Source organism: Neobacillus sp. SRL179 (assembly GCF_984799095.1).
The window spans coordinates 997,914-1,023,518 of sequence record NZ_OZ481792.1; the positions used below are offsets into that span (position 1 = coordinate 997,914).

Genomic DNA, 25,605 nt, shown 5'->3' on the forward strand with positions numbered 1-25,605 from the left:
CAACTAGTAAAGTTCACTAACGTGGCGCTTTAGCAGTTCTTGTAGCCATCGCAAGGTAAAAATCTTATTTATTGTAATTGTTAATAAAAACAAGTTTGCCGCGGTTATTCTTCCACCTGATGGTTATACCTAAACGACGTAAGCCCTACCTCTCTTACATCCTAACGGCTCCGAAGCCGATCCAGTGTGAATAAGTTTTTATTTTAAAACATAAGCAGAATGCCAGAAAAAATGAATTCTTACATTGCGTTATTTTCTATTACAAGTTACTTTATATGTGAAGCACAAATATTAATATTACACGTTAAAACTGTATTTGTCAACATATATAATATGAAAACAATTTAAAGGAAAACAGAAAATTTTGTCGTATTATTTAAGATAAAGTTGGTTTGCTTTGGGGGAATGGACTTGCTGGCGGAGAAACTCCTTTTGAATGTTTTAATAACTTTAGCACCTGTCCTGTTATACAGCATTCTTATCAATAGTAAAAATAAATTAAAAACTAACATAATCGGAGGGTTTGCATTAAGTTTAGCTGCACTCAGCTGTATGCTGTTTACTTATTCAAACTATGGATTTAATTGGGACCTTCGCTATGTACCATTTATCATAGCTATGCTTTATGGGGAACCGATGATGGGGGCAATGGTTTTTACAATCCTAATTTTTGCTCGAATTCTCATGGGCGGCGATACCGTTATTTTTGGTATTATTGATACTTTTTTAACAGCCATAATTGTACTTTTAGTCAAGAAAAAGTTCTGGAATCACAGCCCGAATAAAAGAGTGGTGGCAGCTACATTAGTTGGAGCTTTATCCTTGCTCGTTTGCTACTTTTCTTTGACAATTTTCCGTACGTTTGAGGGGAGTCCTTTTAAAATTGATTTGAATATTCCCGATCTCCTTTTGGTTGGGTTCATTTATACGCTGTCCATTTCTTTAGGAGCTAAATTATGTGAAGAGATCGTTGAACGGGAACAAATGAAGATAGAGATTCAACGTTCTGAAAAACTAAATACATTAGGCGAATTGGCTGCATCTATTGCCCATGAAATCCGAAATCCTTTAACGGTCGTAAAGGGATTCCTGCAATTGATGAAGCAACAAGAAAATGGTAAAAACTACGAATATCTTTCGATTGTATTAAATGAATTGGGTCGGGCGGAGTCAATTATTAATGATTACTTAAATTTTGCCAAGCCTAAATTCGAGAAGATAGAGAATGTCATATTAAAAGAAATTCTTTCTGAAGTAGTTATGCTTTTAAAACCCCTTGCAACCAAACAAGGAGTGCTGTTAGAAAGCCATTTAGACTCCTTAGAGGTTTCACTTGTTACCGATCGGAATCAGTTAAAACAGGCACTAATTAATCTAATTAAAAATGCGATAGAAGCGACTCCCGAAGGTGGAAACGTAACGATTTATTCAGAGATTTATAACGACCTGGCATCAATCTTTATCACCGACACTGGAAAGGGCATGACACAAGAACAACTATCAAGGATTGGGACTTTATTTTATACAACAAAAGATAAAGGGACGGGTCTTGGTACATCCGTATCATTAAGAATCATCGAAACGATGAATGGAAAAGTCTCGTACCGCAGTGTACCTGGGCAAGGCACAGAAGTTAAAGTCCTGCTCCCTATCGGGAAATTAGAAGGCTTAGTCAATTATTAAGTGGTAAAAGCTAATCAACTTGATTAGCTTTTTTTATTTTCTAAAATATTCTTCTAAACATTTGATAACTTTTCTAGTATATTTATATTTTGGTTAGTGAAAAAGAGATTTAGATGATTAATAGTAGAAAAGACAGGTAATCTTGGTAAGTAATGGATTTTTACTATTTTGAAAAAACACTATATTTTAAAAATTTATTTGATTTTTATAAAAAATAATTATATTATTTCAATATAGAAAAAATATAGTTGTTATATTCTGAACTTTTAGACTAAACCCAAGGGGGTTAAACAATGGAGTTATTTAGAAAGAAATCAATTCAAGAACTAATTCATGAAGCAGGACATAAAGATGTAACCTTAAAAAAGGAACTTGGGGCATTTGATTTATCCATGCTTGGCATTGGAGCCATCATAGGAACTGGAATTTTCGTTCTGACTGGCGTGGCGGCAGCTGAGCATGCAGGGCCAGCGCTTATCTTATCGTTTATTCTATCTGGATTAGCTTGTGTATTTGCTGCCCTTTGTTATGCGGAATTTGCATCCACAGTACCTGTTTCCGGCAGTGCTTACACTTATAGCTATGCAACCTTTGGTGAATTGATTGCATGGATATTAGGATGGGATCTAATTCTTGAATACGGACTTGCCTCCTCAGCAGTTGCCAGCGGCTGGTCTGGTTATTTACAAGGATTACTTGCAGGGTTTGGTATTCATTTTCCTAAGGCCTTAACAAGCGCCTATGATCCTGCAAATGGAACATTTGTCGATGTACCAGCTATTATGATTGTGGTGATAATCACTTTATTACTAACTCAAGGGGTAAAGAAATCAGCCCGTTTTAACACGATTATGGTAATTATAAAATTAGCTGTTGTTTTCGTATTTATCGGCATTGGTGTTTGGTATGTTAAGCCTGCGAACTGGACCCCGTTTATGCCATTTGGAGTTTCAGGTGTTACAACAGGTGCTGCAACTGTATTTTTTGCCTATATTGGCTTTGATGCTGTCTCTTCTGCAGCTGAAGAAGTGAAGAATCCCCAGAAGAATATGCCGATAGGAATTATTGCTTCACTGCTTGTTTGTACTGTTTTGTATATTGTTGTGTCAGCAATCTTAACAGGTATTGTTCCATACCAACAGCTTGACGTGAAAAATCCAGTGGCCTTCGCACTAAACTATATTAATCAGGATTGGGTTGCAGGATTAATTTCTCTTGGTGCGATTGCTGGGATTACAACAGTCCTGCTAGTGATGCTTTACGGACAAACACGTTTGTTCTATGCAATTAGTCGTGATGGATTGCTGCCAAAAGTATTTTCAAAAGTGGATAAAAAGAAGCAAACACCAGCGATTAACTCATGGATTACTTGTTTATTAGTTTCAATTTTCGCAGGTTTTGTGCCATTAGGCAGACTTGCTGAGTTAGTCAATATTGGGACATTAATTGCCTTCATGACTGTATCGGTTGGTATCTTATATCTTCGGAAAAATAAACAAGCACCAAAAACAGGCTTCCGAGTACCATTTGTTCCTTATATTCCTATTTTGGCCTTCTTATTCTGTGGATACCTAGCATTGCAGCTTCCGGCTGTATCGTGGATTAGTTTTGCTGTATGGTTAGTGATTGGATTGGTTGTTTACTTTGGCTATGGCCACACCCATTCAACTTTGAATACTAATGTTAATAAATTGAAAAAGGTAAGTTAAAAAGTGATGAAAATATAGAAGGACAATGATTATCAAAAAAGGGCTTGCACATTGCAAGTCCTATTTTTGTTGGGAAATTTAATCGAATCTTGTCGAAAAACAAAGAAATTCCAAATTTATTGTCTTTTATTTCTGAAGAAAAATGGTAAGATGGTAGGAGTAATGATCGCTTAATACTTGCAATCTATTAAGTTATAGATCTAGGTCGAAGGAGCTATTTTTATGAAGGGCAGTAACCTAAGTTTCAAATTAATTTTAGAAGAAAAAAAGGCGATCACTCTCTTTTTGTGGTTGTTTAATATTATTTTTTTCGCATTTGATTTCTTTTACAATTTTCTTAGCCCTAAAGTTAATAAACCAGAAAATAAATTTATTCCAGAAATGACTGGTCTTGGCTTATGGTTGTATATTCTTATTTTATGCATGCTCCCAATTGCGATTTATTTTATAAAAAAAGGTAATCCTTATATTGTAAAATATTTTTATATTATTAGTTATTTAGGGATTGACATTATTGATACTCTCCTGAAATATTCGGGAACAACTAAGTCTTATGTAACAGGTAATATTGTAGAAGTTTTAATCATTTTATTTAGTCCGATTTTTGTTAGCAAGAAATACTTTTGGCTTGTGTCGATGGGGATAATAGGCAAGCATTTTTTAATAGGAATCATTTTACAAGATGTAAGTGTGTTGATGCCTATAATTGTGTATATATTCCTAGCAATTATCGCGTATGTTATATTAAATCGTTTTAGCTCCTATCTTAATTCCTTGACCAATGTTTATGAGGAGCTTCGTCAAAAGGAAAAGTTAGCTGTTATTGGTCAAATGGCTGCAGCAATTGCTCACGAAATTCGCAATCCTCTTTCTTCGTTAAAAGGATTCACTCAGTTACAGCAGGAACGCCATCCTAGTACAAATGAGTTTTATTCCATAATGATTGAGGAAATTGATAGGATTAATATAATTGTTAATGATTTGTTGTACTTAGGAAAACCGAAAGAAATTAAATTTGTAAAAGAGCGTATCGAAGAAATTATCGCTTATACTCTTTCAATCACGCAACATCAGGCCGAGAGGCAGGGAGTAACGGTGGAAACGCTGATTGCAGGGCCATTACCATCACTTGAATGTGATAGTAATCAATTAAAACAAGTATTTCTTAATCTTATTAAAAATGCGATTGAATCCATGCCTGAAGGGGGGAAAATTAAAATCGGTGTAAAAATTATAGAAGATCAAAAAATGTTCATATCCATTGAGGATGAAGGATTTGGCATACGGGATGAAGATATTCTAAATCTTGGCGAACCATTTTTTACAACCAAAAAGGATGGTAATGGGTTAGGATTAATGGTTTCGAATCAAATTATTCTTGACCATTTTGGAAAATTAACTTTTAACAATAAACTTGAAAAAGGAACCAAAGTAGAAGTAATTTTACCAATTGTACATTGATTATATGTAAAGACCATCGATTCACTAAATTTACAAAAAATGAGAATATTTTCACTATTATTCGAAAATATTTCTTTTTTATACATAATTCGATATCGTTTTATGTATTCCAATTAAATTAAATGTTTTATAATGAAGAAAAGTACCAAGTTCATATAGTTTATAGGAAACAACATGACTGTTTGATAATTTAAGCTAATCCTTTTGAGAGGTTAACAAAACAAAATGAACCCAAAAATAATAGACCCAAATATAATAAATGAAGAAACACGGACTCTGAAATGGTTTTTAATTCTATTTTATATTATTGCCATCTCGTTTGAAGTAGTTTTTAAGTTTATTTCCAACTATATTCCTCAATTAAAAGATGGTACGCAAGATAAATTAATTTACCTGGTATACCTAGTGATGTTTTTCTTATTACCAATTGCCCATTTATTTATAAAAACTCAAAAACCTTACGTTGTTAAGTATATTTACTTTATAACATACACTTGTTTAACATTTCTTAATGATATAGTTACGTTTATTGATAAACCTGATTTATATAAGGGCGGAAACGTAGTAGAAATTTTTTGGCTATTATTATCACCAATATTCGTAAGTAAACCGTTTGTTATTGTTGTATCTGTTGGGATGATTTTGAAATATATTATAGCCGGTTTGATTATTAAATCTACTTTCGTATTATTAGGTATTGTTTTAATAGTCGTTTTCTCATTGCTCTCGTTTATATTATTATATCGATTTCAATCATATGTAAATGCTATTAGAACTTCATATGATCAACAATTAACGGGCATAGTAAAGGGTGTAATAGCGACTCTTGAACTAAAGGATCCATATACAAGAGGTCATAGTGAGAGGGTAGCAAGTTATGCAATAGAATTAGCAAAGGAATGTGGCAAATTTACTGATGAAGAGCTGAAGGAGTTTAATTATGCCTGCTTACTTCACGATATAGGTAAGATTCATATTCCAGACCAAATTTTGATGAAGCCAACAAGTCTTACTAAGGAAGAATTCGAAATAATTAAGTCTCATACTGTAGTGGGAGCAGAAGCTGTATCGAAAGTAGTTGGATTCAGTAATAATATTGAAGTAATACGTTCGCATCATGAACGCTGGGATGGTAAGGGTTATCCTGATCAGCTAAAGGGTAAAGAAATTCCATATCTTGCTCGGGTTGCAGCAGTAGCAGATGCATTTGACGCAATGACTTCAACTAGATCCTACAGAGCAGCGTTGACAGTAGAAGAGGCATTCAAACGGATAATGGAGGGGAAGGGTACACAGTTTGATCCTGAGCTTGTTAATGTATTTCAAAAAGTTTTTCACAGGTGGGTAAATATCCATAATACTTCTATCCAAGAAAATCAAAATTTAAAACTAAATGAGGAATTAAACTAATTTAAGGAGGTGATACTCTTGAAAATCCGAAAATTGAAAAAGGTAAAAGCAACAGGTGCATGCTGGATTTGCTGGTGGTTATAACCCAAAAAGAAGGGTGCTAGGATAACATAGCATCCTTCTTTTAATTCTAAAAATTTCTAGTTAGGAACGGGATAAATGGTCATTAAACTATGTTCGCATCTTCAATTAGTTCCAATTGAAATTAAGCAGGATAAAAAGAATTATATTCTTGAAGACAAGGCCAGTGGTGAATTTTATGAAATGCCTAAGCTTTGTATTGATGCTATTAGAATGATAAATAATGGGGATACATTAGGTGAAATTGAACTAGTACTTAAAGAAAAATATCCTTTGGAAGAAGTTAATCTTATTAATTTTGCAGAACAACTTTTATCTTTGGAATTGATTGCTGAAATTGACGATGTTCCTGTGGAGATAAAGGAAAAGAAAAAGGAAATGATGGGATATTTATGGATTTCACCAAATTTAGGAAAATTCTTTTTTAATAAGTTTGCTTATGGCTTATATGTGTTTTTATTCATGATAAATATGTTTCTGTTTATTAATAAACCTTATTTATTGCCACATTATAAGGATTTATTTATTTTTGATGTGATGGCGTTTAATATTCCAGCATGGCTTATACTATCTTTTTTCCTAGTTTTAATCCATGAGTTTGGTCATATTCTAGCAATGAGAGCCTACAATCTTCCCACGAAATTATCAATTGGTCACCGTTTGTTTATTGTTGTCCTTGAAACTGATCTGTCATCTGTATGGAAAATCCCTTCTAAAGATCGGAATATATTATTTTTAGCAGGACTCTGTTTTGACAATTTAGTCCTTTTTTTGGCGCTATTTATTCAGTTATTCTTAACAAACATCTCAGGCATTTCCTCCGGTATATTAAACGTTGTTGTTTTGGATGTATGTATTCGTATAATTTTTCAGCTATGTATTTATATGAAAACCGATTTTTATTACGTTTTTGAAAATGTTTCCGGATGCTATAATTTAATGGAAGGTGCTCAGCAAGCGATAAGAAGGAAGTTCTTATTTTTTAAGCCACAATCCTTTGAAGAGGTTGTTTTCGAAGAGGAAAGGAAGATTGTTTTTTTATATTCCATTTTTTATTTTGTTGGGGTGGCAGTAAGTATATGTTTATATATTTTCATATATATTCCCCAATTATTGTTTGCCTGGAGGAAGATCTTACCTGGCTTTTCTCATGGGATAACCACTCTTCCTTTTTGGGACGCTATGCTATTCTCCCTTCAAATAGCAATTGGTTTATTACTTCTCCTATCTTTATGGAGAAAAAAATACGCTCGTTGAAGGTTGATTGAAAAAATGTGACAAGAATTTGTCTAAAATAATATTTCTAAGGGTTTTTCCCCCGCAGGATAGGGGAGTTCCCCTATATAGATAACACTGTCGTTTTTCTTACAATTAAGGTAAGAAAAACGACAGTGTTATTTTTTTTGAGGAGGATCAAGAAAATGGAATCCACTATTTCGACGGCTAAAAAGCCAAGGCGTTCAGTCAATGATGCATTTGCTTCCCATTTTGCAAAATCAATGTTTTTATCAGTGATCGGACTGGCAATCTTAACTTTTATCGGTACAAGGATGTTTACACATATTGATTTAAATCTATACGGTTATATGGTTGGAACAATTGTGTTTATCGGCGGCTTTTTTTACCGCTTTATTGCCTGGGGGGAAAGGCCGCCAACCAAAATCATTATTAAAAAAGGTCTAAAGTTACTATTTCGAAAAAACACCCCAAAGACGGCTGTGAATCATTTAGCTATTTTTGACTTTATCCGAAATCGCGGAATCTATCGTTGGGTGCAGCACATTTTAATTGGCTGGGGCTGTGTCCTTGCGTGCATGGTTACATTTCCGCTTGTCTTTAGCTGGATGTATTTCACGATGGAGGACAATGGCCGTTACACGGTAGTCCTTTTCGGTATGAGCCTCATTCAGGTGAAAGCAGATGGTATTATTGCTTGGTTTTCTTATAATGCATTAAATATTGCGGCGATTATGGTGACCGCTGGGGTTGCCATGGCCCTATACCGTCGTTTAAAAAATATGCAGGCAAGAGCGGAACAAAAGTTTATGTATGACTTCTTACCATTGTATCTATTATTATTTATTTCTATTACGGGATTGCTCTTAACCTTCCAAAATGTTGTCTTGCACGGTTGGATGCAGCCACAAATGTCATTAATCCATCAATTTTCTGTGATTGTGACATTAATTTACCTGCCATTTGGAAAGCTTGCTCATATTCCATTCCGCCCTATGAGCGTATTGGCTAGAAACTACCGTGAACATTACGGGGAGCAACATATGAAGGAATGTAAGGTATGCGGTGACCAATTTGTATCTGTTGAACAATCAAATGATGTCATTGAAGTATTGGGTATCAATGACATGGAATTTAATATGCAGGACGGCTTTAACCTTGCTGAGTTATGCCTGCCATGCCGGAGAAAATATCGAATTTCGCGATTCTCAGGATTCGCTACCCACCAAGTAAAGGTTAAGGAGGCAAACCAGAATGCAAAAGGATAAATTTCAAAATCCTAGAGATAAATTTTTTAAAGAAGTAGAAAATGTACGTCATCCAAACGAAACACTAGTGAAAACACATTGCAGCTATTGCGGCATGCAATGCGGGATGAATTTACGTGTTAATACAAAGACCAATAAAATCATTGGTGTTGAACCTCGTTATGACTGGCCTGTCACGCTCGGAAAAATGTGCCCGAAAGGGGTTACAGCTTATCAACAAACGAACCATGATGATCGGATCTTAAAACCATTAATCCGTGATGATGCCTCACTTAAAGGAACAAAAGAAGGTTTCCGTGAAGCAACATGGGATGAAGCCTATGAATTAATCGCAAAAAAATTTACTGAACTACAAAGTGAGTATGGTAAAGATACTTTGTCCGTTTTCAGTGGTGTATCCATGACAAATGAAAAATGCTATTTAACAGGAAAGTTTGCACGGGTCGCCCTTCAAACACGCTACATTGACTATAACGGCCGCTTTTGTATGTCGAGTGCTGCTGGTGGATTCCTTCGTTCATTCGGTGTGGATCGTGGTTCAACCCTGCCTTGGACAGATCTTCACGAGACGGATTGCTTGTTTATCGCTGGAAGCAATACGGCTGAATGTCATCCAACTTCCATGTTCCGAGTTTGGGCAGTACAGGAAAGAGGCGGCTACTTAATCGTGGCTGACCCTCGTGAAACACCGATTGCAAGACGAGCAGATGTGCATTTGGATTTACGGCCCGGAACAGACCTTGCACTTGCGAATGGAATTTTAAATCTATTAATTCAAAATGGTTATGCTGATGAGGATTTTGTCAATAACCATACAAACGGATTTGAAGAAACAAAAGAACTGGTTAAAGCATTTACACCAGAATATACTAGTGAGCTCACTGGAGTTGCTCCAGAAAAGATCATTCGAGCAGCAGAAATTTACGGGAAAGCCCCTAATGCGATTGTGATGTTTGCCCGTGGTATTGAGCAACAGCATAAGGGTGTTGACAACGTTTCAGCTTATACCAATATGGCGCTTGTGACCGGTAAAATTGGTCGTCCTAAGGCGGGTGTAGCCACATTTACAGGCCAAGGGAATGGGCAAGGCGGCCGGGAACACGGTCAGAAATCTGATTTGCTGCCAGGCTACCGTAAACTAACCAATCCCAAACATGTAGAAGAAGTGTGTAAGGTTTGGGGGATCACCCCTGAAGAAATGCCGCAGCCAGGTGTGTCTGCCTATGAAATGTTTGAATTAATGGAGCAAAAAACGATTAGAGGATTGTATTTACTTTGTTCTAATCCAGCTGTCTCCGCACCTAATTTAAACTTTGTCCGTAAAGCTCTAAGAGACTTGGATTTCATGGTTTGTGCTGACTTTTATCTATCTGAATCTGCAGAATTCGCTGACGTCATTCTCCCGACCGTCACATGGTCAGAGGATGAGGGGACGGTCACTAACCTTGAGGGACGTATTATAAAAATTAATAAGGCACAAGAACCGCTAGGAGAATCAAAACCTGATTGGCAAATTCAAGTTGAACTTTCCGAACGTCTTGGAAGAGGAAAGTATTTCTCCCATTTAAAAACAGCCAGAGATGTAGCTGATGAATTCCGTTTAGCTTCTAAAGGCGGTTATGCCGATTATTACGGAGCGACATGGGATAAGATTGACAAACAGGATGGTGTCTTCTGGCCTTGTAAAGATGAGAACGACCCAGGAACACCACACATGTTCTTAGATAAAAAATTCTATCATCCGGATGGAAAAGCTAAGATTTGTGCATTACCGTATCGTCCGCCTGCTGAAGAGCCTAATGAAGAATACCCATTACGGTTAACAACAGGACGTGTCGTCTATCATTATCTTTCAGGTAACCAAACACGGCGGATTCAATTTTTACGCGATATGTGTCCAGAACCATATGTAGAAGTACATCCGGAAACGGCTGCCAAATATAACATCGAACATGAAGAAGTTGTCCGCCTCTTTACACGGAGAGGGGAAGCTAAATATAAAGTGAAAATAACAGAAGCTATCCGAAAAGATACGGTCTTTGTACCATACCACTTCGGTCATGATCAATCTATCAATCTCTTAACCATAGCTGCACTTGACCCGATGTCACGGATGCCAGAGTTTAAGGCGTGTGCCGCACAGATTGAAAAACTAGAAATGAAGAAGGTGCAATAAATGAAAAAGAGGCTTTATTTAGAACTTGAAAACTGTATAGGCTGCCGCTCCTGTTTAGCGGCTTGTACACAGTGCGGCGGCCATGAGGAACGGAATCGTAATTATGTTTACGACGTCAATCCACTAGTTAACCGTCAAACGATGCCTCTAATGTGCCTTCACTGTGTCAATCCGGCTTGTGCAAGAAGCTGCCCAGCACAGGCGATCCAAATTCATGAAACGGGAGCGGTACTATCTGCGCTTGTTGAAAAATGTATTGGCTGTCAAAACTGCACTATAGCCTGCCCGTATGGCATCCCGAAATTTGATACAGAACAAAATCTAATGTATAAGTGTGACCTTTGTATCGACCGAACAAAGGACGGCATCCCGCCAATGTGTGCGAGTGTATGTCCTTCCAATACATTGCAATGGCTGACAGATGAAGAGATTGAAGCAAAGCAAAAACAGTTTAATTTGGATAATGGGAAATGGGTAACAAGTATGCCGTACTTAGAAGGCGAAACCAATGTTAAAGTAAATCTCCCTGGTATTTTGCAGGGCGTAACGAAATTATTTTAGGAGGGATTAAACATGACAGATAAAAATAACAAAATCCCATTCGATGAAAATAATTACACACATAATATTAATCGTAATAATGAAAGAAAGCTTGACCGCCGTGGGTTCATGAAAACGTTGGTTGGTGCAGCAGGCGTATTTGCGGTATCATCCCTGCCATGGGGCGTCTTAGCGGCCAAAGAATTAAATGGGCTGAGTGAAAAAAAATATCCTAAACAAAAAATAACAGATGTAAAGTCATTACCAGTAGGAGATGCAGTTGATTTTGCCTTTCCTGGTGAACATGATAGTGCCATTTTAATACGCCTTTCTGAAAATAAATATGTGGCCTATCAAAATGCTTGTACACACCTTCGCTGCCCCGTGTTTTGGAAAAAAGATGAGGGTGAAATGCTTTGCCCATGCCATCATGGAAAATTTGATGTCGAAACGGGGGCACCCATTGCCGGGCCGCCAAGACGACCTCTTCCGGAGATCTATGTAAAAGTCGAAGATGGCGCTGTATATGCCACGGGGGTGAAACGGTATGAAGCGTAGTTATGTTCCTGTCGCACTTCTACTCGCCATTCTAATGTTAAATATTATTTTTACTCAATACATGGTTCATCAATATTTCTATGAAAATTATACCAACACGATTATTGCGGCCATCATTAACATCGTTTTATTTCCGATCGCGTTCCTTATTTATAAAAAAGGTGTGAATGTTCATGACTAGTGAGACTTATATTGACCTTTGTTTTGTTAGACCGGAAATAGGCGGTTTTGCCAGCGAAATTGATGTGTTATTGACAACCACCTTTGCAAAGAAGCGTTTGAAATGGTTCCTTGAGGAAAAAACTATTGATGGTGCAGAGGTCGTTGTTGCTGAAATTAAAGGAATGAGTGATTGGGAATCAGAAGAAGAAACTATACAGTACATGGAGGAACATGCCGGAGAAAAGTTCTGGGAGTACCTGCAGGGCTTTAAAATGTTTATCTATCCTGTTAAGAGGGGATGCAGCAGCTGTGGAACACATTAACTTGGATAATGTCAAACGATTCGTGACGCTGCCTGTAGAAATTTCGATTCAAGATCGAGACGGTGGAGACCAGGCACCGGCAGTAAAGAAAACGATAAAAAAGGTACAATATTGTCCGGATAAAACCCATATACGTTTTTATTTTGATGATTATTATTTTCTTGCTGTCCCATTAACAAGCAGGGTGACTGAATCAGAAGAACAATGGTCCGCACTGGATCATGATAGCGGCTTAACATACACTATAAAAAAGGTTCAGGTCTTAAAATAAGAATCTGAACCTTTCTTTTATAAAGAATAATAGTACTAGGAGGTGTAATATGGATTTAAAGTCTACGCAGCAAATAAGTACGTATATTATCCATTCTCAGGAAGAAGAAATTAAACGGATTGCGTTAGAACTACACGAAGGTGTTGGGCAAAATCTGTATAGTATTTTGACTGGATTACAATTTATCGAAAAGGACACATCTGACCCGAATATGAAGAATCATGTTCATGAAATGTCCCAGCTAGTCGAAAAAACCATTCAGGAAATTCGGCTTCTTTCTGTGGAATTACACCCGCCTACCTTAACAACGCTTGGGTTACTTCCAGCGATGAAGAGCTATATTAAGCTATATACATCCACATTTGGAATTCTTGTTGATTTAGAGTCTACTGGAGACGAAAAGTGGATCGCTGAGAAGAATAATATTACCGTCTTTCGGGTATGCCAAGAGGCCCTTACAAATATTGCAAAGTATGCAGATACCTCTAATATAAACATACATTTTTACTGGCATGAGGATAGGTTAGCTATTTCGATTCAAGACTTCGGAAAAGGATTTCAACTAGATCAAATTAAAACAGACCAATCTTCAGGTCTTGCTGCCATGAAAGAAAGAATGCTTCTAACTGGCGGTGACTGTACAATTTCTTCTACAATAGGAGAAGGAACGTCCATAGAACTATCTCTTCCACTAAAATAAAAGGAGAGTTCATTTTGATAAAAATCCTATTGGTAGATGATCATGCTGTAGTTAGAAGCGGCTTAAAAATGCTCCTGAACACAAATCCAGAGATGGAGGTAATTGGGGAAGCTTCTGAGGGAAATGAAGGCATTAAAAAAGCATTAAAGTTTAAACCAGATGTTGTGGTCATGGACTTAAGTATGCCGCATGGCAAAGATGGGCTGTCTGCCACAATTGAATTAAAAAAGCTCTTGCCCGAAATCAATATATTAATTCTAACGATGCATGATGATGAAGAATATCTATTCCGTGCTATTCAAGGTGGTGCCTCTGGCTGTATCTTAAAAAGCGCCCCGCATGACGAATTAATGGCTGCTATTTATGCGGTTGCTAAAGGGGATGCCTATCTTCATCCATCCGCACAGAAGCGATTAATGGAAGAATATTTAGCTGGTGTAAAACAGGATGGAAATGATACCTATCATCTTTTATCTGAACGGGAAAAAGAAGTATTAACCCTAATTGCGAAGGGATATTCTAACAAAGAGATTGCAGAACAACTGGTCATTAGTGTCAAGACGGTCGAAACGCATAAAGGAAATTTAATGGAAAAGTTACAAATGAAGACTAGGCCTGAGCTGGTTGAATATGCCGTTAAAAAGGGGTTATTAGGTTATGGGATTTAAGGGGAATCATCAGGCATGACTGAGATTAGCGAGCTCAAGGTTGTTACTGACGTATGTGATCAGCTAAAGTTAGAGATCCACTGTGACTTTGTAGGTCTAGCCATTCAAAATAAATCCGGCCCTGATGTCCGATGGCATTATGCTGCAGGTAATCTAAATGATAAGTATAAACGAATCACCCTTCGTTTCGGAAAAGGCATCGCAGGGAAAATTATTTCAACTGGCAGCCCGATGATGATGACAGACTTTCCGAATGATATTTTTGGTAAGGTTACCGATTATCCGATTGCACTTGCTGAAAAGCTTTTGTCTTCTTATGCGGTCCCTTTATTTTTCAATCATGTTCCTAAAGGGGTGTTACTAGTGGGGAAGAGGGAGACATATACCTTTTCTGAATGGGAGACAGAACAGGTATTGGAATCTGCTCAAACTTTAGAGCAACTATTAAAGGAGCATTTAACGTGAGCGGGGGATGTAAATGAATATTGATTTTCAGCAAACAAAAAATGAGCTAATGGATTATAAATTTGCTCTGGATGCTTCATCAATTGTGGCGATTACCGACTCAAGGGGAAAAATTACATATGTGAATGATCAATTCTGTCAGATCTCCAAATATTCACGGGAAGAACTGCTGGGTAACGACCACCGAATTATCAATTCTGGGTACCATTCAAACAACTTTTTCAAAGATATGTGGAAAACAATGGGTTCAGGAAAAGTATGGAAGGGTGAAATTTGTAATCGCGCCAAAGATGGTACCTATTATTGGGTGGATACGACCATTGTGCCTTTTTTAAACGAAAAAGGAAAACCCTATCAATACGTAGCCATTCGGTATGAAATAACCGAAAGAAAACGAGTCGAGCAGGAATTACAAACTATGATGACAACCATCATTGATGTTCAGGAAGAAGAAAGAAAGCGGTTGTCACGAAATTTGCATGATGGAATTGGTCAGAATCTTTATAGCCACTTAATTACCATTAATCGGTTAATGTCTGAAATGGATCATCCTTTGCTTGAGCAGATGCAAAATGAAGCTGCTCAACTGATTGAAGAAATTCGTGAAATCTCATGGGAACTTCGCCCATCTGTTTTAGATGATCTTGGCTTAGTACCAGCCATCCGTTCTTTTTTATCCCGTTTTTCCGATCATTATCATATCGACGTTCATTTTGATTGCGTGTTAAATCGCCGGCTGAATATTAGTATAGAGCTGACCATCTATCGAATCATTCAAGAAGCGCTGACAAATATCCGAAAATATGCACAGGTGTCAGAAGCATCAGTGATTGTAAGAGAGCTGGATGATGTCGTCAGAGTGTTGGTCGAAGACAAGGGAGCTGGGTTTGATACGAGAAAACAATCCCTTGGTGTCGGCCTCTTTAGCATGGACGAACGGGCTCGGTCAGTAGGCGGCGAGCTCTCCATTACAGCATCACCTGGAAAAGGAACGAAAATTATCTTTGAAGTACCAATCGACCACGGTAAATAAAAAGGGTGTCAGGCACGTATTTTGGTGCCTGACACCCTTTTTACTATATTTACAATTTAAATGAGCTTTTCAGAGAGACGATTCTGTTAAATACGAGCTTATCGACGGTTGTTTCTTTAGGGTCCACATTAAAGTAGCCGTGTCTAAAGAATTGGAACTTTTCCTGTGGACGGCTTTCCCTCATGTTTGGCTCTACAAATCCTTGGAGTACTTCTAAGGAGTTTGGATTAACATGGTCAAGGAAGGTCGTTCCTTCTTCACTAGCATCCTCGGTTTCATCCAAAATCAGCGGTTCGTATAAGCGGAATTCAGCTGGAACAGAATTGGTTACCTCCACCCAATGGATGGTTCCTTTTACTTTTCTGCCTGTAAACCCAGTCCCACTTTTTGTTTCAGGGTCGTAGGTACAGTGCAGCTCAACGACTTCTCCATTTGCATCCTTGATGACCTCTTCACATTTGATGAAATAGGCATTTTTCAAGCGAACTTCATTGCCAGGGAACAGGCGGAAATACTTTTTAGGCGGCTCTTCCATAAAATCATCTTTTTCAATATAAATTTCACGGGAAAAGGGAATCTTCCTCATGCCCATTTCAGGATTTTCTGGATTGTTCTCGGCATCTAATAATTCAATTTGGCCTTCTGGATAGTTTGTAATAATGACTTTTAATGGATTAATTACACCCATGGTTCGAGGTGCCTTTAATTTCAAATCTTCTCGAACATAATGCTCTAGCATTTGTGAATCAACGGCACCTGACCCCTTGTGGACGCCAGTTTCACGAACAAATGCCCGAATCGACTCAGGCGTATATCCCTTTCTTCTCATCCCAGAAATGGTCGGCATGCGCGGATCGTCCCAGCCATCAACAAAGCCTTCTTCCACTAGCTGTTTGAGTTTCCGTTTACTCATAACCGTATTGGTTACATTTAAGCGGCCAAATTCGATTTGCTGTGGTGTGTTCTCCATTTCACATTGCTCGACAACCCAATTGTATAAAGGGCGTTGGTCTTCAAATTCAATTGTACATATTGAATGGGTGACCCCTTCAATCGCGTCTTCAAGTGGATGTGCAAAAGCATACATGGGATAAATACACCATTTATCTCCAGTATTATGGTGTGTGGTATGGGAGATACGGTAAATAACTGGGTCACGCAAATTAATATTTGGTGAACTCATATCAATTTTTGCTCTTAGTACTTTTTGACCGTTATCGAATTCACCTGCACGCATCCGTTTAAATAAATCTAGGTTTTCCTCAACCGAGCGGTCACGGTAGGGACTATTTTTTCCAGGCTCAGTCAATGTGCCGCGGTATTCCCTGATTTCATCAGCGGAGAGGTCATCCACATAGGCAAGTCCTTTTTCAATTAAGAGGATGGCTCTGTTGTACATTTCATCAAAATAATCTGAAGCAAATAATAAATTATCCCATTCAAAACCAAGCCATTTTACATCTTCTTTTATCGAGTTTACATACTCAATATCTTCTTTCAATGGGTTGGTATCATCGAATCTTAAATTGGTCTTTCCATTAAAGTCATCAGCCAAACCAAAGTTGATTACAATCGATTTTGCATGTCCAATATGTAAATAACCGTTTGGCTCTGGTGGGAAACGAGTCACGATCTTTTGGTGTTTACCGGATTCTAAATCTTTTATCATAATATCTTTAATAAAATTTGATGTTTGATTGTCCACCCTTTTCAACCTCTTTCTTCATTGTCAATTCCTGGTCGAACCCTGCCCATCAATAGTTCATAAGACAGGAGCCAGTGCTCTTTTTTTAAAACTATAAGTATTAATAGTTTTGACTTAGAGAAATGTCCAGCTCCAGCGCCCTAGCGACTAGAATGCTGGAGCTTTTAATTCTATTACTTATAAATAACATAAAATCTGATATTTTTCCATTGTTCCCATCAATTCTTGATCAAAACAGGGTTAATATAAAAAATTTTCATTTTAAATTGGTAAGCTCAGCATAAAAAGGCTAAAATAGTATTTTGAAGTCCCAATGGAAAGAGGTAATGACATGATTAATTTTGCTACAGTTGGAACAGGATGGATTACAGAAGCATTTATTCAAGCAGCAAACCATAGTAAGAAATACCAATTAGTCGGAGCTTATTCCCGATCTGAAGAAAAAGCCAAGCAAATGGCCGATCAATATCAAGCTCCGCACTATTTTACAAATTTAGAAGAAATGGCGCAGAATGAGGAAATTCAAGCTGTTTATATTGGTTCCCCTAATTCAGTCCATTTCGAGCAGACGCTTACCTTTTTGAAAAATAAAAAGCATGTGATTTGCGAAAAGCCTATATTTTCAAATACAGCAGAATTAGAAGCAGCATACAAAATTGCTGAAGAGAATGGTGTATATTTATTTGAAGCAATTCGCAATATACATACACCTAATTTTAAAATTTTAAAAGAAAAACTTCATTTGGCCGGGAAGCTGAGAAGTACTATTTTGCCGTATATCCAATATTCTTCTCGCTATGATTTGGTTCTACAAGGCCAAGTGCCAAATATATTCTCTACCGAATACTCTGGTGGTGCACTCGTTGATTTGGGTGTCTATCCATTGTATTTAGCGGTTGGTTTATTTGGAGCACCTAAGAACGTTTCCTATCATCCTGTTATCTTGAAAAGCGGTGTGGATGGCGGAGGTACGCTTGTATTAGATTATGATGATTTTGTTTGTACCATTCTCTGTTCAAAGATATCTCATTCTAGTCTCCCATGCGAAATTCATGGGGAAACAGGGACCTTTGTCCTTGAAGATGCTGCACCTATTTCTCAAATTACGTTCATCGACAGTCATACGAAGGAAAGTCAAATTCTTAGTGTGGATCAAGAAGAACAAAACATGGTTTATGAATGTATAAATATTGCCGAAATTTTAGAGACCAACAATATCGGAGACTATCAGCAATTAAAAGACTGGAGTCAAATTGTTCTCCGCATCACTGAAGAAGCTAGGAAACAAAATCATATCGTATATGCATCTGAGAGATAAAAACCGCCAGCGGATTGGACGAATCCGCTGGTGTTTTTTTATGACAAATATTAGATAGCAATGTGACATCTTTATGAAATGAAGCGATTCGATGACTTAAATCACATCCGCCATTTTTCTTGTTATTTATAGTTTAAGTAATGAGAGAATGGAGGAAATTCCTATGAAGTCAAAAGCGTGGTATAAGAAACAGTTGAAACGGAAGCCTGTACAAATCACAAGATATACCGTACAGGCAGTGTTTTTGTTGTTTTTACTATATGTGGGTCTGCAATTTTATCAATTTTATCAGCATTTCGAAACGCTTGGAAAAACCCCTTTTGTTGAACGCCCCTCTGCAGTGGAGGGATTTTTACCAATCAGTGCCTTGGTTGCCCTCAAGGTTTGGCTGACAAGCGGGGATTTTGATGTCATCCATCCGGCGGGTCTTGTGCTGTTATCGTTTTTCGTGGGTGCCGGATTACTATTCCGTAAATCCTTCTGCAGTTGGATTTGCCCAGTGGGTACGGGAGGCGAACTAATTGCCTGGCTTGGCAGAAAGATGTTTAAGCGGAATTTTGATATGCCAAGATGGCTTGTCTGGCTATTAACGCCCATTAAGTATATTTTATTACTATTTTTTATTGGTATGGTTATACAAATGGATGTCTTTACGGCCAAAAGCTTTTTAACTGACACCTATAACAAAGTGTCAGACGTGAAAATGCTGCTTTTATTTATCAATATTGGCGGCTTTACGTTGAAGTTTATTATTGTTGTTTTCATACTATCGCTTTTCTTTAGAAACTTTTGGTGTCGGTTCCTTTGCCCGTATGGTGCCTTGATTGGGCTTGGGTCCATCTTTAGAATTACAAAGATTGAGCGAAATGAAGAGACATGTACAAATTGTGAGATGTGTACAAAGGTTTGTCCGCAAAGATTACAGGTTCATAAGGTGGAAACTGTAAATTCACTTAATTGTTCAGCGTGTATGTCCTGTGTGGAAGCGTGCCCTATTAAGGATACGTTAAATATGACCGTTGCCAAGAAAAAGGTCAATAAATGGTTTGTTCCAGTTACTTTCTTTGTGTTATTCTTCGTTGTCATTAGTATCGCAAAACTGACAGGTCACTGGGATACGATTCTTACCTATGAGGATTGGAAAACATTAATTCCCGATGCCAATTACATTGGGCATTAATTAAACATGTCAAAAATAAGCAGCACCATGTCCGCTGCTTATTTTTATGCAAATGATTGTGTATTAAATTGATATCTTTTAAAATTTACTTAATACATAATCGTACAAATTAGAATGGACTGATTAAGATGTTATTTTTAAAAGAATTGCCAAAAGCTGCAAAGGATAAAATTCTTTACGCCGGACTTTTACTTTTTACAAAGGAAGGATATAAAAATACGTCCGTGTTGGATATTGTGGATGTGGCACGGATCTCTAAAACAACCTTTTACCAAAACTTTTCAAGCAAAGAGGAGTTAATGGCGGAGCTTTTGGCTGTAGTGACATCAGAAATCCTTGCTGAGGTTAAGAGTGCGAATGATCAAGAAGATAGGAATGCTTATAAAGCTTATGTAGGAATCCATCGATATATTGAAATATGCTTCACTGATGTTAAAGCCGCTCACCTAATGTTACTAGAATCTGTTGGTGTTTCTCAGGAAGTTGAAAGAGTTCGAAGTGATGCCCATCGCTGCTTTGCAGAGCTTATTTTTCAAACGGTTCAAGGATTATTGCCGGATACAGTTGCTGAAAGTGACATGCTGATTGTTTCGCAGGCAATGGTCGGAGCGATTAATGAAGTAGTGGTACAAAATTATAATATAGGCGATACCACAAATAATATAATTGAAGATCTTGCCCGTCTTCTAAATCGAATTGTCATTGGTGCTTTTGTCAATTTAAGCAATAATTAACTTGTTAATTATTAGAATGCGAATAAAAAGTTCGGAAAGTTTTCACTGTAAAATACGGATACGTATTAGTATCATGTAACTATAGGTTATGAATGAATTTATACAAGGAGGAATCCCCGTGGCTAAAGCAGTGAAAGACTATTCATTACCAGAAATCATGGAACGAATTGAAGAGATTTTTAATGAAGATCCTGAACCGATGAAGGGCTTTAATGGGGTAGTTCAATATGATGTTCACAGTGAAGAAACAGGGACATATCAGCATTTTTTTCAAGATGGAAAATTAACCGTCAAAAAAGGTGTCGAAATCAATCCCGATGTTACAATGTCTTTATCTTATGAAAACTTTAAAAAATTTTTATTGGGAAAACAAAGTGGAGCCGTTGCGTTATTGACCGGTAAGGTTAAGGCAAAAGGCGATATTAGCAAGGGTATGAAAATAGAAACCATTCTCCGGAAGTACAATATTAAAGAACCATTTTAATGATGATAGTAAATGGGCAAAATAGGCTGCTGACCTATTTTGTCTATTTTTTACGAAAAAACTAGAACACTTTTTATTGCATGATACGAATACGTACTAGTATCATAGAAAAAGAAGGATATTAGGGGAGGCGTTTTCGTGGTCAAAAGGATTGAGGAGTATTCTTTAGCGGGACTTATGAATTTCATTGAAAAGGTACTAAATGAGAACTCTGAGCCAATTCAAGGCTTCAAGGCAATTTACCAATTTGATATTTCAGGCGTGGAGGAGGGGGCTTACCAGCTTCACTTCCAAGATGGAAATGCCATGATAAAAAAGGATGTAGAAATTCCTGCAGATTGTACAATGTCTATGTCACTTGATAACTTTCAGCAATTTCTAGTAGGTAAACTAAACGGGACCATGGCCTTTATGACAGGAAAACTAAAAATTAAGGGGGATATTGGCAAGGCATTAAAAATGGAAACACTTCTTCGCCAGTACAACTTAAAAGAAAAACTATAATAAAATAATAACTCGATCCCAAAAAGCACACTTTATGAAGTGTGCTTTTTTGAATAGGTCAATATTAATGGGAAAAAGGAATTATTAATGACTATTTGGAAAATAAATAAATATTTTTATCGAATAGGATTGACAAAAAATGTGACTATTAGTATCTTTTAAATGTACATAAAAACCAATCGGATTTGTCAGCATTATAAGATTGCTAGTCAATATGAATTGGTTAATTATTGGCGTAAAACCAAGTAAACAGGGGTGAATAATGTGAAAAAGAGTTTCGTAGGTTTAGTGAGTGTGATCATCCTTTCTATGATTCTGTCTGCCTGTGCATTAGATAGTTCAAGCCAAAAAGAATCATCTGCACCGGCTAAGAAAGGTAACACTGAAAGTGCTGCAAAGAGCACTGAAGTAAAGGAATTTAAGGCAACTGATTTATCAGCACTACCCGAAAAATCCAAAGCAAGAAAAGATATGTTTATCGCAGGAATATCAGCACCTGGCGGCGTTTTCTTGCCATATTTTTATGAGAATGGCTGGGATGGGAATGCAACAGATCCTATTTTTGCTCCATTAGTTAACTTAGATCGAGAAGGAAAGCCTGTTGGTATCCTAGCAGAAAAATGGGATGTATCAGACGACAACCTTACATATACTTTCCATTTAAGAAAAGATTTGAAATTTAGTGATGGCTCACCACTGACTGCAGATGATGTAGCCTTTACGTTAACACTGTTATATGATCCTGCCTATGCCGGATACCAAGATGTCACACTTGCTGCCATTAAAGGCGGCCAGGAATATAAAGAAGGTAAAGCTAAAACAATCGAAGGAATTAAAGTGATTGACAAACAGACAATTGAGGTAACGACTGAAAAAGTTAATGCAAAATCGTTGCTGATATTGGGAGGTCAAGTATTATCAAAGGCTTATTACGGTAAAGACTATCAATATGGAAAACTTGATTATTTAAAAGAACTTTATGCAAAACCACTTGGTGCAGGTCCATACAAGTTTGTAAAATATGTTCCAGGTCAAGAAATTCGTTATGAAGCAAATGAAAATTACTATGCTGGAAAGCCAAAAACAAAAAATCTAATCTTTAAAGTTATTGATACAGCTACTTCTCTTCAATTGTTTGAAACAGGAGAACTAGATTATGCTGGCTTCTCTGCCGACGATGATACAGTTGAACAATTAAAAAGCTTAGGTTTTGCTAATGTTCAAGTAGGACCGGTAAACGACTTTGGCTTTATTTATGTCAATAATTCCCGTCCACAGTTTAAGGATAAGGAAGTAAGACAAGCCCTTATTTATGGTTTAGATCGTCAAAAGATAGTTGATGTGAAATTTAAGGGCTATGGTGAAGTAGCGAACGTTCCTGTCTCTAAAGTATCATGGGCTTATAATGACGAGGGAATTAATAAATATGAATTTAATGCTGATAAGGCCAAGAAATTGCTTGATAATGCAGGCTGGAAGGTAGGAAAAGATGGTATCCGTGAAAAGAATGGCAAACCATTCGTTATTCGTTATCTAACGAGAACTGCTGAAGATCCTATTATTCCAATTGCTAAAGAAAACTATGAAGATATCGGTATTAAATTTGAACCAGAAATCATGGACTTTAATGCATTAGTAGCGAAATTGAATGACAAAGACTATGACCTTGCAGCCGTTTCCACTTCGCAAATCTTAGATCCAAGTGATCCTGTTGAAGAATTTGCAACGAACAATCCGAATAACGCTGCAGCCTATTCTAATCCAAAAGTAGATGAATTAATTCAAAAAGGATTAAATACGCTGGATATTGAAAAGCGGAAAGGTATTTATCATGACCTTTATAAAGAATTAAATGATAACCCGCCGGTTATTCTTATTCACTACCGTCAAAGTGCAAAAGCAATAAGTGGTCAAATTCAAGGCTTAAATCCTGACAACTATACAGGCATCAGCGCTAGCTTGCCAAACATTTCGATTAAAAAGTAATCAATAAAGTGTCTAGCGATCCGCTAGGCACTTTATTCTTGTGGAGGAGAATAAATGAAACAGTATGTTTTACAACGTTTTTTACAAATGATTGTGATTTTATTCGGAACATCATTTATCATATTCTTCTTGTTTGCCATGCTGCCGGGTGACTACATTGATTCTAATATCAGCTTAACACCGCAAAGGGCTCAGGAACTAAAAGCACTCTATGGGTTAGACCAGCCAGTATTACAGAGATATATTACATGGCTTGGAAATGCTTTACACGGTGATTTTGGCTATTCATTAAAGCATCAGGAGAAGGTATTATCGCTGTTAAATAAATATGTTTGGAATTCCTTTTTTGTAGCCATCCTTGCATTACTGCTAACTTGGTCCATTGCCTTAGTAACGGGTGTTTTCTCGGCAATCAAGCAATACTCTTGGTTTGATGGTCTTGTTACCTTTTTTGTATTTGCGGCTATGTCATTTCCATCCTTTTTTATAAGTTTATTATTTATTAAATGGTTTGGAGTCGACCTTCAAATCTTGCCAATTGGCGGGATGATTGATACAGGCAGTAATAGTACGGGGTGGGCCTACCTGCTTGAAGTTGGGAAGCATATGATCTTGCCGGTCATCATTCTAACACTTCTTAGCATTGGTTCATTAACCCGATATTTCCGGACAGGAATGCTTGAAGTTATCCGCCAGGACTATATACGAACAGCACGGGCTAAAGGACTGAAGGAACGTGTGGTTATTTTTAAACATGCTTTAAAGAATGCTATTCTTCCTGCGATTACCTTGCTTGCTTTTGAATTGCCGGGTCTTTTTTCTGGGGCAATTATAATGGAACAAATTTTCAATTGGCCTGGGGTTGGAAGAATACAGGTGGAATCAGTCAGTTTCCGTGATTACCCAGTTTTAATGGCCTTCACGATGTTTTTATCCTGTTTAACGATCATCGGAAATTTTTTAGCAGATGTCACTTACGCAGCTGTCGATCCACGAATTAGATTGAAATAGGGAGGGAGATAGTGTGGAAGCACAAAATCCCATTATTAAAAACCAAAAGACGAAAACAGTCGTAAAATCACCTTCACTATGGAAGCAAACGTATCGACGTTTAAAAAAGAATAAACTAGCGATGGTGAGCTTCTTCTTTTTACTGTTTATGTTTTTACTTAGTTTTATCGGTCCGCATTTTTCTCCGTACATTCTTGATAGGACGAATATAGCGGATATGAATCAGCCGCCAAGCAGTGCTCATTGGCTTGGTACAGATAATTATGGTCGGGATGTCTTAACAAGATTAATGATGGCAGGACAAATCTCGTTAACCATTGGGATTGCGGCAATGTTTTTATCAGTTTTAATAGGTTCTTTATTAGGGGCTATATCTGGGTTTTACCGGGGCATTATCGATATGGTCATCATGCGCATCGCTGATATTTTGATGTCTATCCCCGGCTTACCGCTTCTCTTGATTTTGGCAGCCATTTTATCAGAATGGAAAGTTCCAGCTGAATACCGCCTTTATATTATTATGATTATGCTTAGCTTTGTTGGCTGGCCTGGTCTAGCCCGTTTAGTTAGAGGACAAATTTTATCTTTAAAGGAACAGCCATATATGCAAGCAACAGAGGTTCTTGGTTTAAGTGATCGTCGAAAAATTTTGCACCATTTAATTCCAAATACTGTGCCGCTTCTACTTGTGGTAGCGACTTTAAATGTAGCAGGTTCTATTTTGAGTGAATCCGCACTCAGCTTTTTAGGTCTAGGTGTTGTTCCACCCACCCCATCATGGGGGAATATGATGAATGCGGCAAATAATTTCATGGACTTTAGGAAACGGCCATGGTTATGGATTCCACCAGGTACAGTTATTTTCCTGACTGTTGTTTCCATTAATTTATTAGGTGACGGACTGCGGGACGCACTCGATCCAAAAATGAAAAGGTAGGG

The 25,605-nt window shown here is 37.3% G+C and carries 25 protein-coding genes; 24 read left to right on the top strand and 1 reads right to left on the bottom strand.

Features of this window, described 5'->3' with window-relative positions; all coding sequences use genetic code 11:
* Positions 1–432 precede the first annotated feature (432 nt).
* The 16 genes from AC4E8C_RS04885 to AC4E8C_RS04960 all read left to right on the top strand — a co-directional run bounded on the left by AC4E8C_RS04885 (position 433) and on the right by AC4E8C_RS04960 (position 15,744).
* On the top strand, positions 433–1,683 hold the full coding sequence (locus AC4E8C_RS04885) for an ATP-binding protein (RefSeq protein WP_490210727.1): 1,251 nt from the start codon (positions 433–435) through the stop codon (positions 1,681–1,683).
* A 293-nt stretch (positions 1,684–1,976) separates the two neighbouring features.
* Positions 1,977–3,392, top strand: coding sequence for a branched-chain amino acid transporter BcaP (gene bcaP / locus AC4E8C_RS04890; RefSeq protein ID WP_490210729.1), 1,416 nt, complete (start codon positions 1,977–1,979; stop codon positions 3,390–3,392).
* A gap of 222 nt (positions 3,393–3,614) precedes the next feature.
* The gene (locus AC4E8C_RS04895) at positions 3,615–4,853 is read left to right on the top strand and encodes an ATP-binding protein (protein WP_490210731.1); all 1,239 of its coding nucleotides are present in this window, start codon (positions 3,615–3,617) and stop codon (positions 4,851–4,853) included.
* Between the two features lie 225 nt (positions 4,854–5,078).
* Positions 5,079–6,263, top strand: coding sequence for an HD-GYP domain-containing protein (locus AC4E8C_RS04900; protein ID WP_490210733.1), 1,185 nt, complete (start codon positions 5,079–5,081; stop codon positions 6,261–6,263).
* A gap of 159 nt (positions 6,264–6,422) precedes the next feature.
* Positions 6,423–7,601 (top strand): hypothetical protein, encoded by a 1,179-nt coding sequence (locus AC4E8C_RS04905; RefSeq protein ID WP_490210735.1) that lies wholly within the window; start codon positions 6,423–6,425, stop codon positions 7,599–7,601.
* Between the two features lie 164 nt (positions 7,602–7,765).
* Positions 7,766–8,848 carry a hypothetical protein gene (locus tag AC4E8C_RS04910; RefSeq protein ID WP_490210736.1) on the top strand — a complete coding sequence of 361 codons (1,083 nt, stop codon included), beginning with the start codon at positions 7,766–7,768 and terminating at the stop codon, positions 8,846–8,848.
* Complete coding sequence (locus AC4E8C_RS04915) at positions 8,835–11,024, top strand: molybdopterin oxidoreductase family protein (protein WP_490210738.1); 2,190 nt, start codon at positions 8,835–8,837, stop codon at positions 11,022–11,024. Before AC4E8C_RS04910 ends, AC4E8C_RS04915 begins: the two co-directional genes overlap by 14 nt.
* The gene (locus tag AC4E8C_RS04920) at positions 11,025–11,585 is read left to right on the top strand and encodes a 4Fe-4S dicluster domain-containing protein (protein WP_007086371.1); all 561 of its coding nucleotides are present in this window, start codon (positions 11,025–11,027) and stop codon (positions 11,583–11,585) included.
* Positions 11,586–11,597: 12 nt separating this feature from the next.
* The gene (locus AC4E8C_RS04925) at positions 11,598–12,122 is read left to right on the top strand and encodes a QcrA and Rieske domain-containing protein (RefSeq protein ID WP_490210741.1); all 525 of its coding nucleotides are present in this window, start codon (positions 11,598–11,600) and stop codon (positions 12,120–12,122) included.
* Entirely contained in the window at positions 12,112–12,303 is a 192-nt protein-coding gene (locus AC4E8C_RS04930; protein WP_490210743.1) for a hypothetical protein, read from the top strand. The genes AC4E8C_RS04925 and AC4E8C_RS04930 overlap by 11 nt, the downstream gene beginning before the upstream one ends.
* Complete coding sequence (locus AC4E8C_RS04935) at positions 12,296–12,607, top strand: hypothetical protein (protein WP_490210745.1); 312 nt, start codon at positions 12,296–12,298, stop codon at positions 12,605–12,607. Before AC4E8C_RS04930 ends, AC4E8C_RS04935 begins: the two co-directional genes overlap by 8 nt.
* Positions 12,594–12,878 (top strand): hypothetical protein, encoded by a 285-nt coding sequence (locus AC4E8C_RS04940; protein ID WP_490210747.1) that lies wholly within the window; start codon positions 12,594–12,596, stop codon positions 12,876–12,878. Before AC4E8C_RS04935 ends, AC4E8C_RS04940 begins: the two co-directional genes overlap by 14 nt.
* A gap of 49 nt (positions 12,879–12,927) precedes the next feature.
* Positions 12,928–13,578, top strand: a complete 651-nt coding sequence (locus tag AC4E8C_RS04945) for a sensor histidine kinase (protein WP_490210748.1) — start codon at positions 12,928–12,930, stop codon at positions 13,576–13,578.
* Between the two features lie 14 nt (positions 13,579–13,592).
* The gene (locus AC4E8C_RS04950) at positions 13,593–14,246 is read left to right on the top strand and encodes a response regulator (RefSeq protein WP_490210749.1); all 654 of its coding nucleotides are present in this window, start codon (positions 13,593–13,595) and stop codon (positions 14,244–14,246) included.
* Between the two features lie 15 nt (positions 14,247–14,261).
* Positions 14,262–14,711: a GAF domain-containing protein gene (locus tag AC4E8C_RS04955; RefSeq protein ID WP_490210751.1), complete on the top strand. Its 450-nt coding sequence runs from the start codon at positions 14,262–14,264 to the stop codon at positions 14,709–14,711.
* Between the two features lie 13 nt (positions 14,712–14,724).
* Complete coding sequence (locus AC4E8C_RS04960) at positions 14,725–15,744, top strand: sensor histidine kinase (protein WP_490210753.1); 1,020 nt, start codon at positions 14,725–14,727, stop codon at positions 15,742–15,744.
* 49 nt (positions 15,745–15,793) lie between these two features.
* Here the strand turns inward: AC4E8C_RS04960 and AC4E8C_RS04965 are convergent, their stop codons facing one another.
* Positions 15,794–17,449 carry a glutamine--tRNA ligase/YqeY domain fusion protein gene (locus AC4E8C_RS04965; RefSeq protein ID WP_490210755.1) on the bottom strand — a complete coding sequence of 552 codons (1,656 nt, stop codon included), beginning with the start codon at positions 17,447–17,449 and terminating at the stop codon, positions 15,794–15,796.
* Positions 17,450–17,780: 331 nt separating this feature from the next.
* Between AC4E8C_RS04965 and AC4E8C_RS04970 the strand changes: the two genes are divergently transcribed.
* The 8 genes from AC4E8C_RS04970 (at position 17,781) to opp4C (ending at position 25,603) form a co-directional block, all read left to right on the top strand.
* Positions 17,781–18,767, top strand: a complete 987-nt coding sequence (locus AC4E8C_RS04970) for a Gfo/Idh/MocA family protein (RefSeq protein ID WP_490210756.1) — start codon at positions 17,781–17,783, stop codon at positions 18,765–18,767.
* A gap of 163 nt (positions 18,768–18,930) precedes the next feature.
* Positions 18,931–19,947, top strand: coding sequence for a 4Fe-4S binding protein (locus AC4E8C_RS04975; RefSeq protein ID WP_490210758.1), 1,017 nt, complete (start codon positions 18,931–18,933; stop codon positions 19,945–19,947).
* A 128-nt stretch (positions 19,948–20,075) separates the two neighbouring features.
* Positions 20,076–20,681, top strand: coding sequence for a TetR/AcrR family transcriptional regulator (locus tag AC4E8C_RS04980; RefSeq protein WP_490210760.1), 606 nt, complete (start codon positions 20,076–20,078; stop codon positions 20,679–20,681).
* Between the two features lie 118 nt (positions 20,682–20,799).
* A complete protein-coding gene (locus AC4E8C_RS04985; RefSeq protein WP_490210761.1) occupies positions 20,800–21,165 on the top strand; it encodes an SCP2 sterol-binding domain-containing protein in 366 nt (121 codons plus the stop codon).
* 138 nt (positions 21,166–21,303) lie between these two features.
* Positions 21,304–21,669 (top strand): SCP2 sterol-binding domain-containing protein, encoded by a 366-nt coding sequence (locus AC4E8C_RS04990; RefSeq protein ID WP_490210763.1) that lies wholly within the window; start codon positions 21,304–21,306, stop codon positions 21,667–21,669.
* Positions 21,670–21,978: 309 nt separating this feature from the next.
* Positions 21,979–23,655, top strand: a complete 1,677-nt coding sequence (locus AC4E8C_RS04995) for an ABC transporter substrate-binding protein (RefSeq protein ID WP_490212475.1) — start codon at positions 21,979–21,981, stop codon at positions 23,653–23,655.
* A 54-nt stretch (positions 23,656–23,709) separates the two neighbouring features.
* Positions 23,710–24,666, top strand: coding sequence for an ABC transporter permease (locus AC4E8C_RS05000; RefSeq protein ID WP_490210765.1), 957 nt, complete (start codon positions 23,710–23,712; stop codon positions 24,664–24,666).
* A 13-nt stretch (positions 24,667–24,679) separates the two neighbouring features.
* Complete coding sequence (gene opp4C / locus AC4E8C_RS05005) at positions 24,680–25,603, top strand: oligopeptide ABC transporter permease (protein ID WP_490210767.1); 924 nt, start codon at positions 24,680–24,682, stop codon at positions 25,601–25,603.
* Positions 25,604–25,605 lie beyond the last annotated feature (2 nt).

What these genes read in the sequence shown, in the direction of transcription:
- AC4E8C_RS04935 (WP_490210745.1), top strand. Translation starts at nt 12,296, where the DNA reads ATGACTAGTGAGACTTATATTGACCTTTGTTTTGTTAGACCGGAAATA.
- AC4E8C_RS04975 (WP_490210758.1), top strand. Translation starts at nt 18,931, where the DNA reads ATGAAGTCAAAAGCGTGGTATAAGAAACAGTTGAAACGGAAGCCTGTA.
- AC4E8C_RS04910 (WP_490210736.1), top strand. Translation starts at nt 7,766, where the DNA reads ATGGAATCCACTATTTCGACGGCTAAAAAGCCAAGGCGTTCAGTCAAT.
- AC4E8C_RS04955 (WP_490210751.1), top strand. Translation starts at nt 14,262, where the DNA reads ATGACTGAGATTAGCGAGCTCAAGGTTGTTACTGACGTATGTGATCAG.
- AC4E8C_RS04925 (WP_490210741.1), top strand. Translation starts at nt 11,598, where the DNA reads ATGACAGATAAAAATAACAAAATCCCATTCGATGAAAATAATTACACA.
- AC4E8C_RS04900 (WP_490210733.1), top strand. Translation starts at nt 5,079, where the DNA reads ATGAACCCAAAAATAATAGACCCAAATATAATAAATGAAGAAACACGG.
- AC4E8C_RS04895 (WP_490210731.1), top strand. Translation starts at nt 3,615, where the DNA reads ATGAAGGGCAGTAACCTAAGTTTCAAATTAATTTTAGAAGAAAAAAAG.
- AC4E8C_RS04930 (WP_490210743.1), top strand. Translation starts at nt 12,112, where the DNA reads ATGAAGCGTAGTTATGTTCCTGTCGCACTTCTACTCGCCATTCTAATG.
- AC4E8C_RS04960 (WP_490210753.1), top strand. Translation starts at nt 14,725, where the DNA reads ATGAATATTGATTTTCAGCAAACAAAAAATGAGCTAATGGATTATAAA.
- AC4E8C_RS04980 (WP_490210760.1), top strand. Translation starts at nt 20,076, where the DNA reads ATGTTATTTTTAAAAGAATTGCCAAAAGCTGCAAAGGATAAAATTCTT.
- AC4E8C_RS04905 (WP_490210735.1), top strand. Translation starts at nt 6,423, where the DNA reads ATGGTCATTAAACTATGTTCGCATCTTCAATTAGTTCCAATTGAAATT.
- AC4E8C_RS04970 (WP_490210756.1), top strand. Translation starts at nt 17,781, where the DNA reads ATGATTAATTTTGCTACAGTTGGAACAGGATGGATTACAGAAGCATTT.
- AC4E8C_RS04945 (WP_490210748.1), top strand. Translation starts at nt 12,928, where the DNA reads ATGGATTTAAAGTCTACGCAGCAAATAAGTACGTATATTATCCATTCT.
- AC4E8C_RS04995 (WP_490212475.1), top strand. Translation starts at nt 21,979, where the DNA reads ATGATTCTGTCTGCCTGTGCATTAGATAGTTCAAGCCAAAAAGAATCA.
- AC4E8C_RS04915 (WP_490210738.1), top strand. Translation starts at nt 8,835, where the DNA reads ATGCAAAAGGATAAATTTCAAAATCCTAGAGATAAATTTTTTAAAGAA.
- AC4E8C_RS04920 (WP_007086371.1), top strand. Translation starts at nt 11,025, where the DNA reads ATGAAAAAGAGGCTTTATTTAGAACTTGAAAACTGTATAGGCTGCCGC.
- bcaP (WP_490210729.1), top strand. Translation starts at nt 1,977, where the DNA reads ATGGAGTTATTTAGAAAGAAATCAATTCAAGAACTAATTCATGAAGCA.
- AC4E8C_RS05000 (WP_490210765.1), top strand. Translation starts at nt 23,710, where the DNA reads ATGAAACAGTATGTTTTACAACGTTTTTTACAAATGATTGTGATTTTA.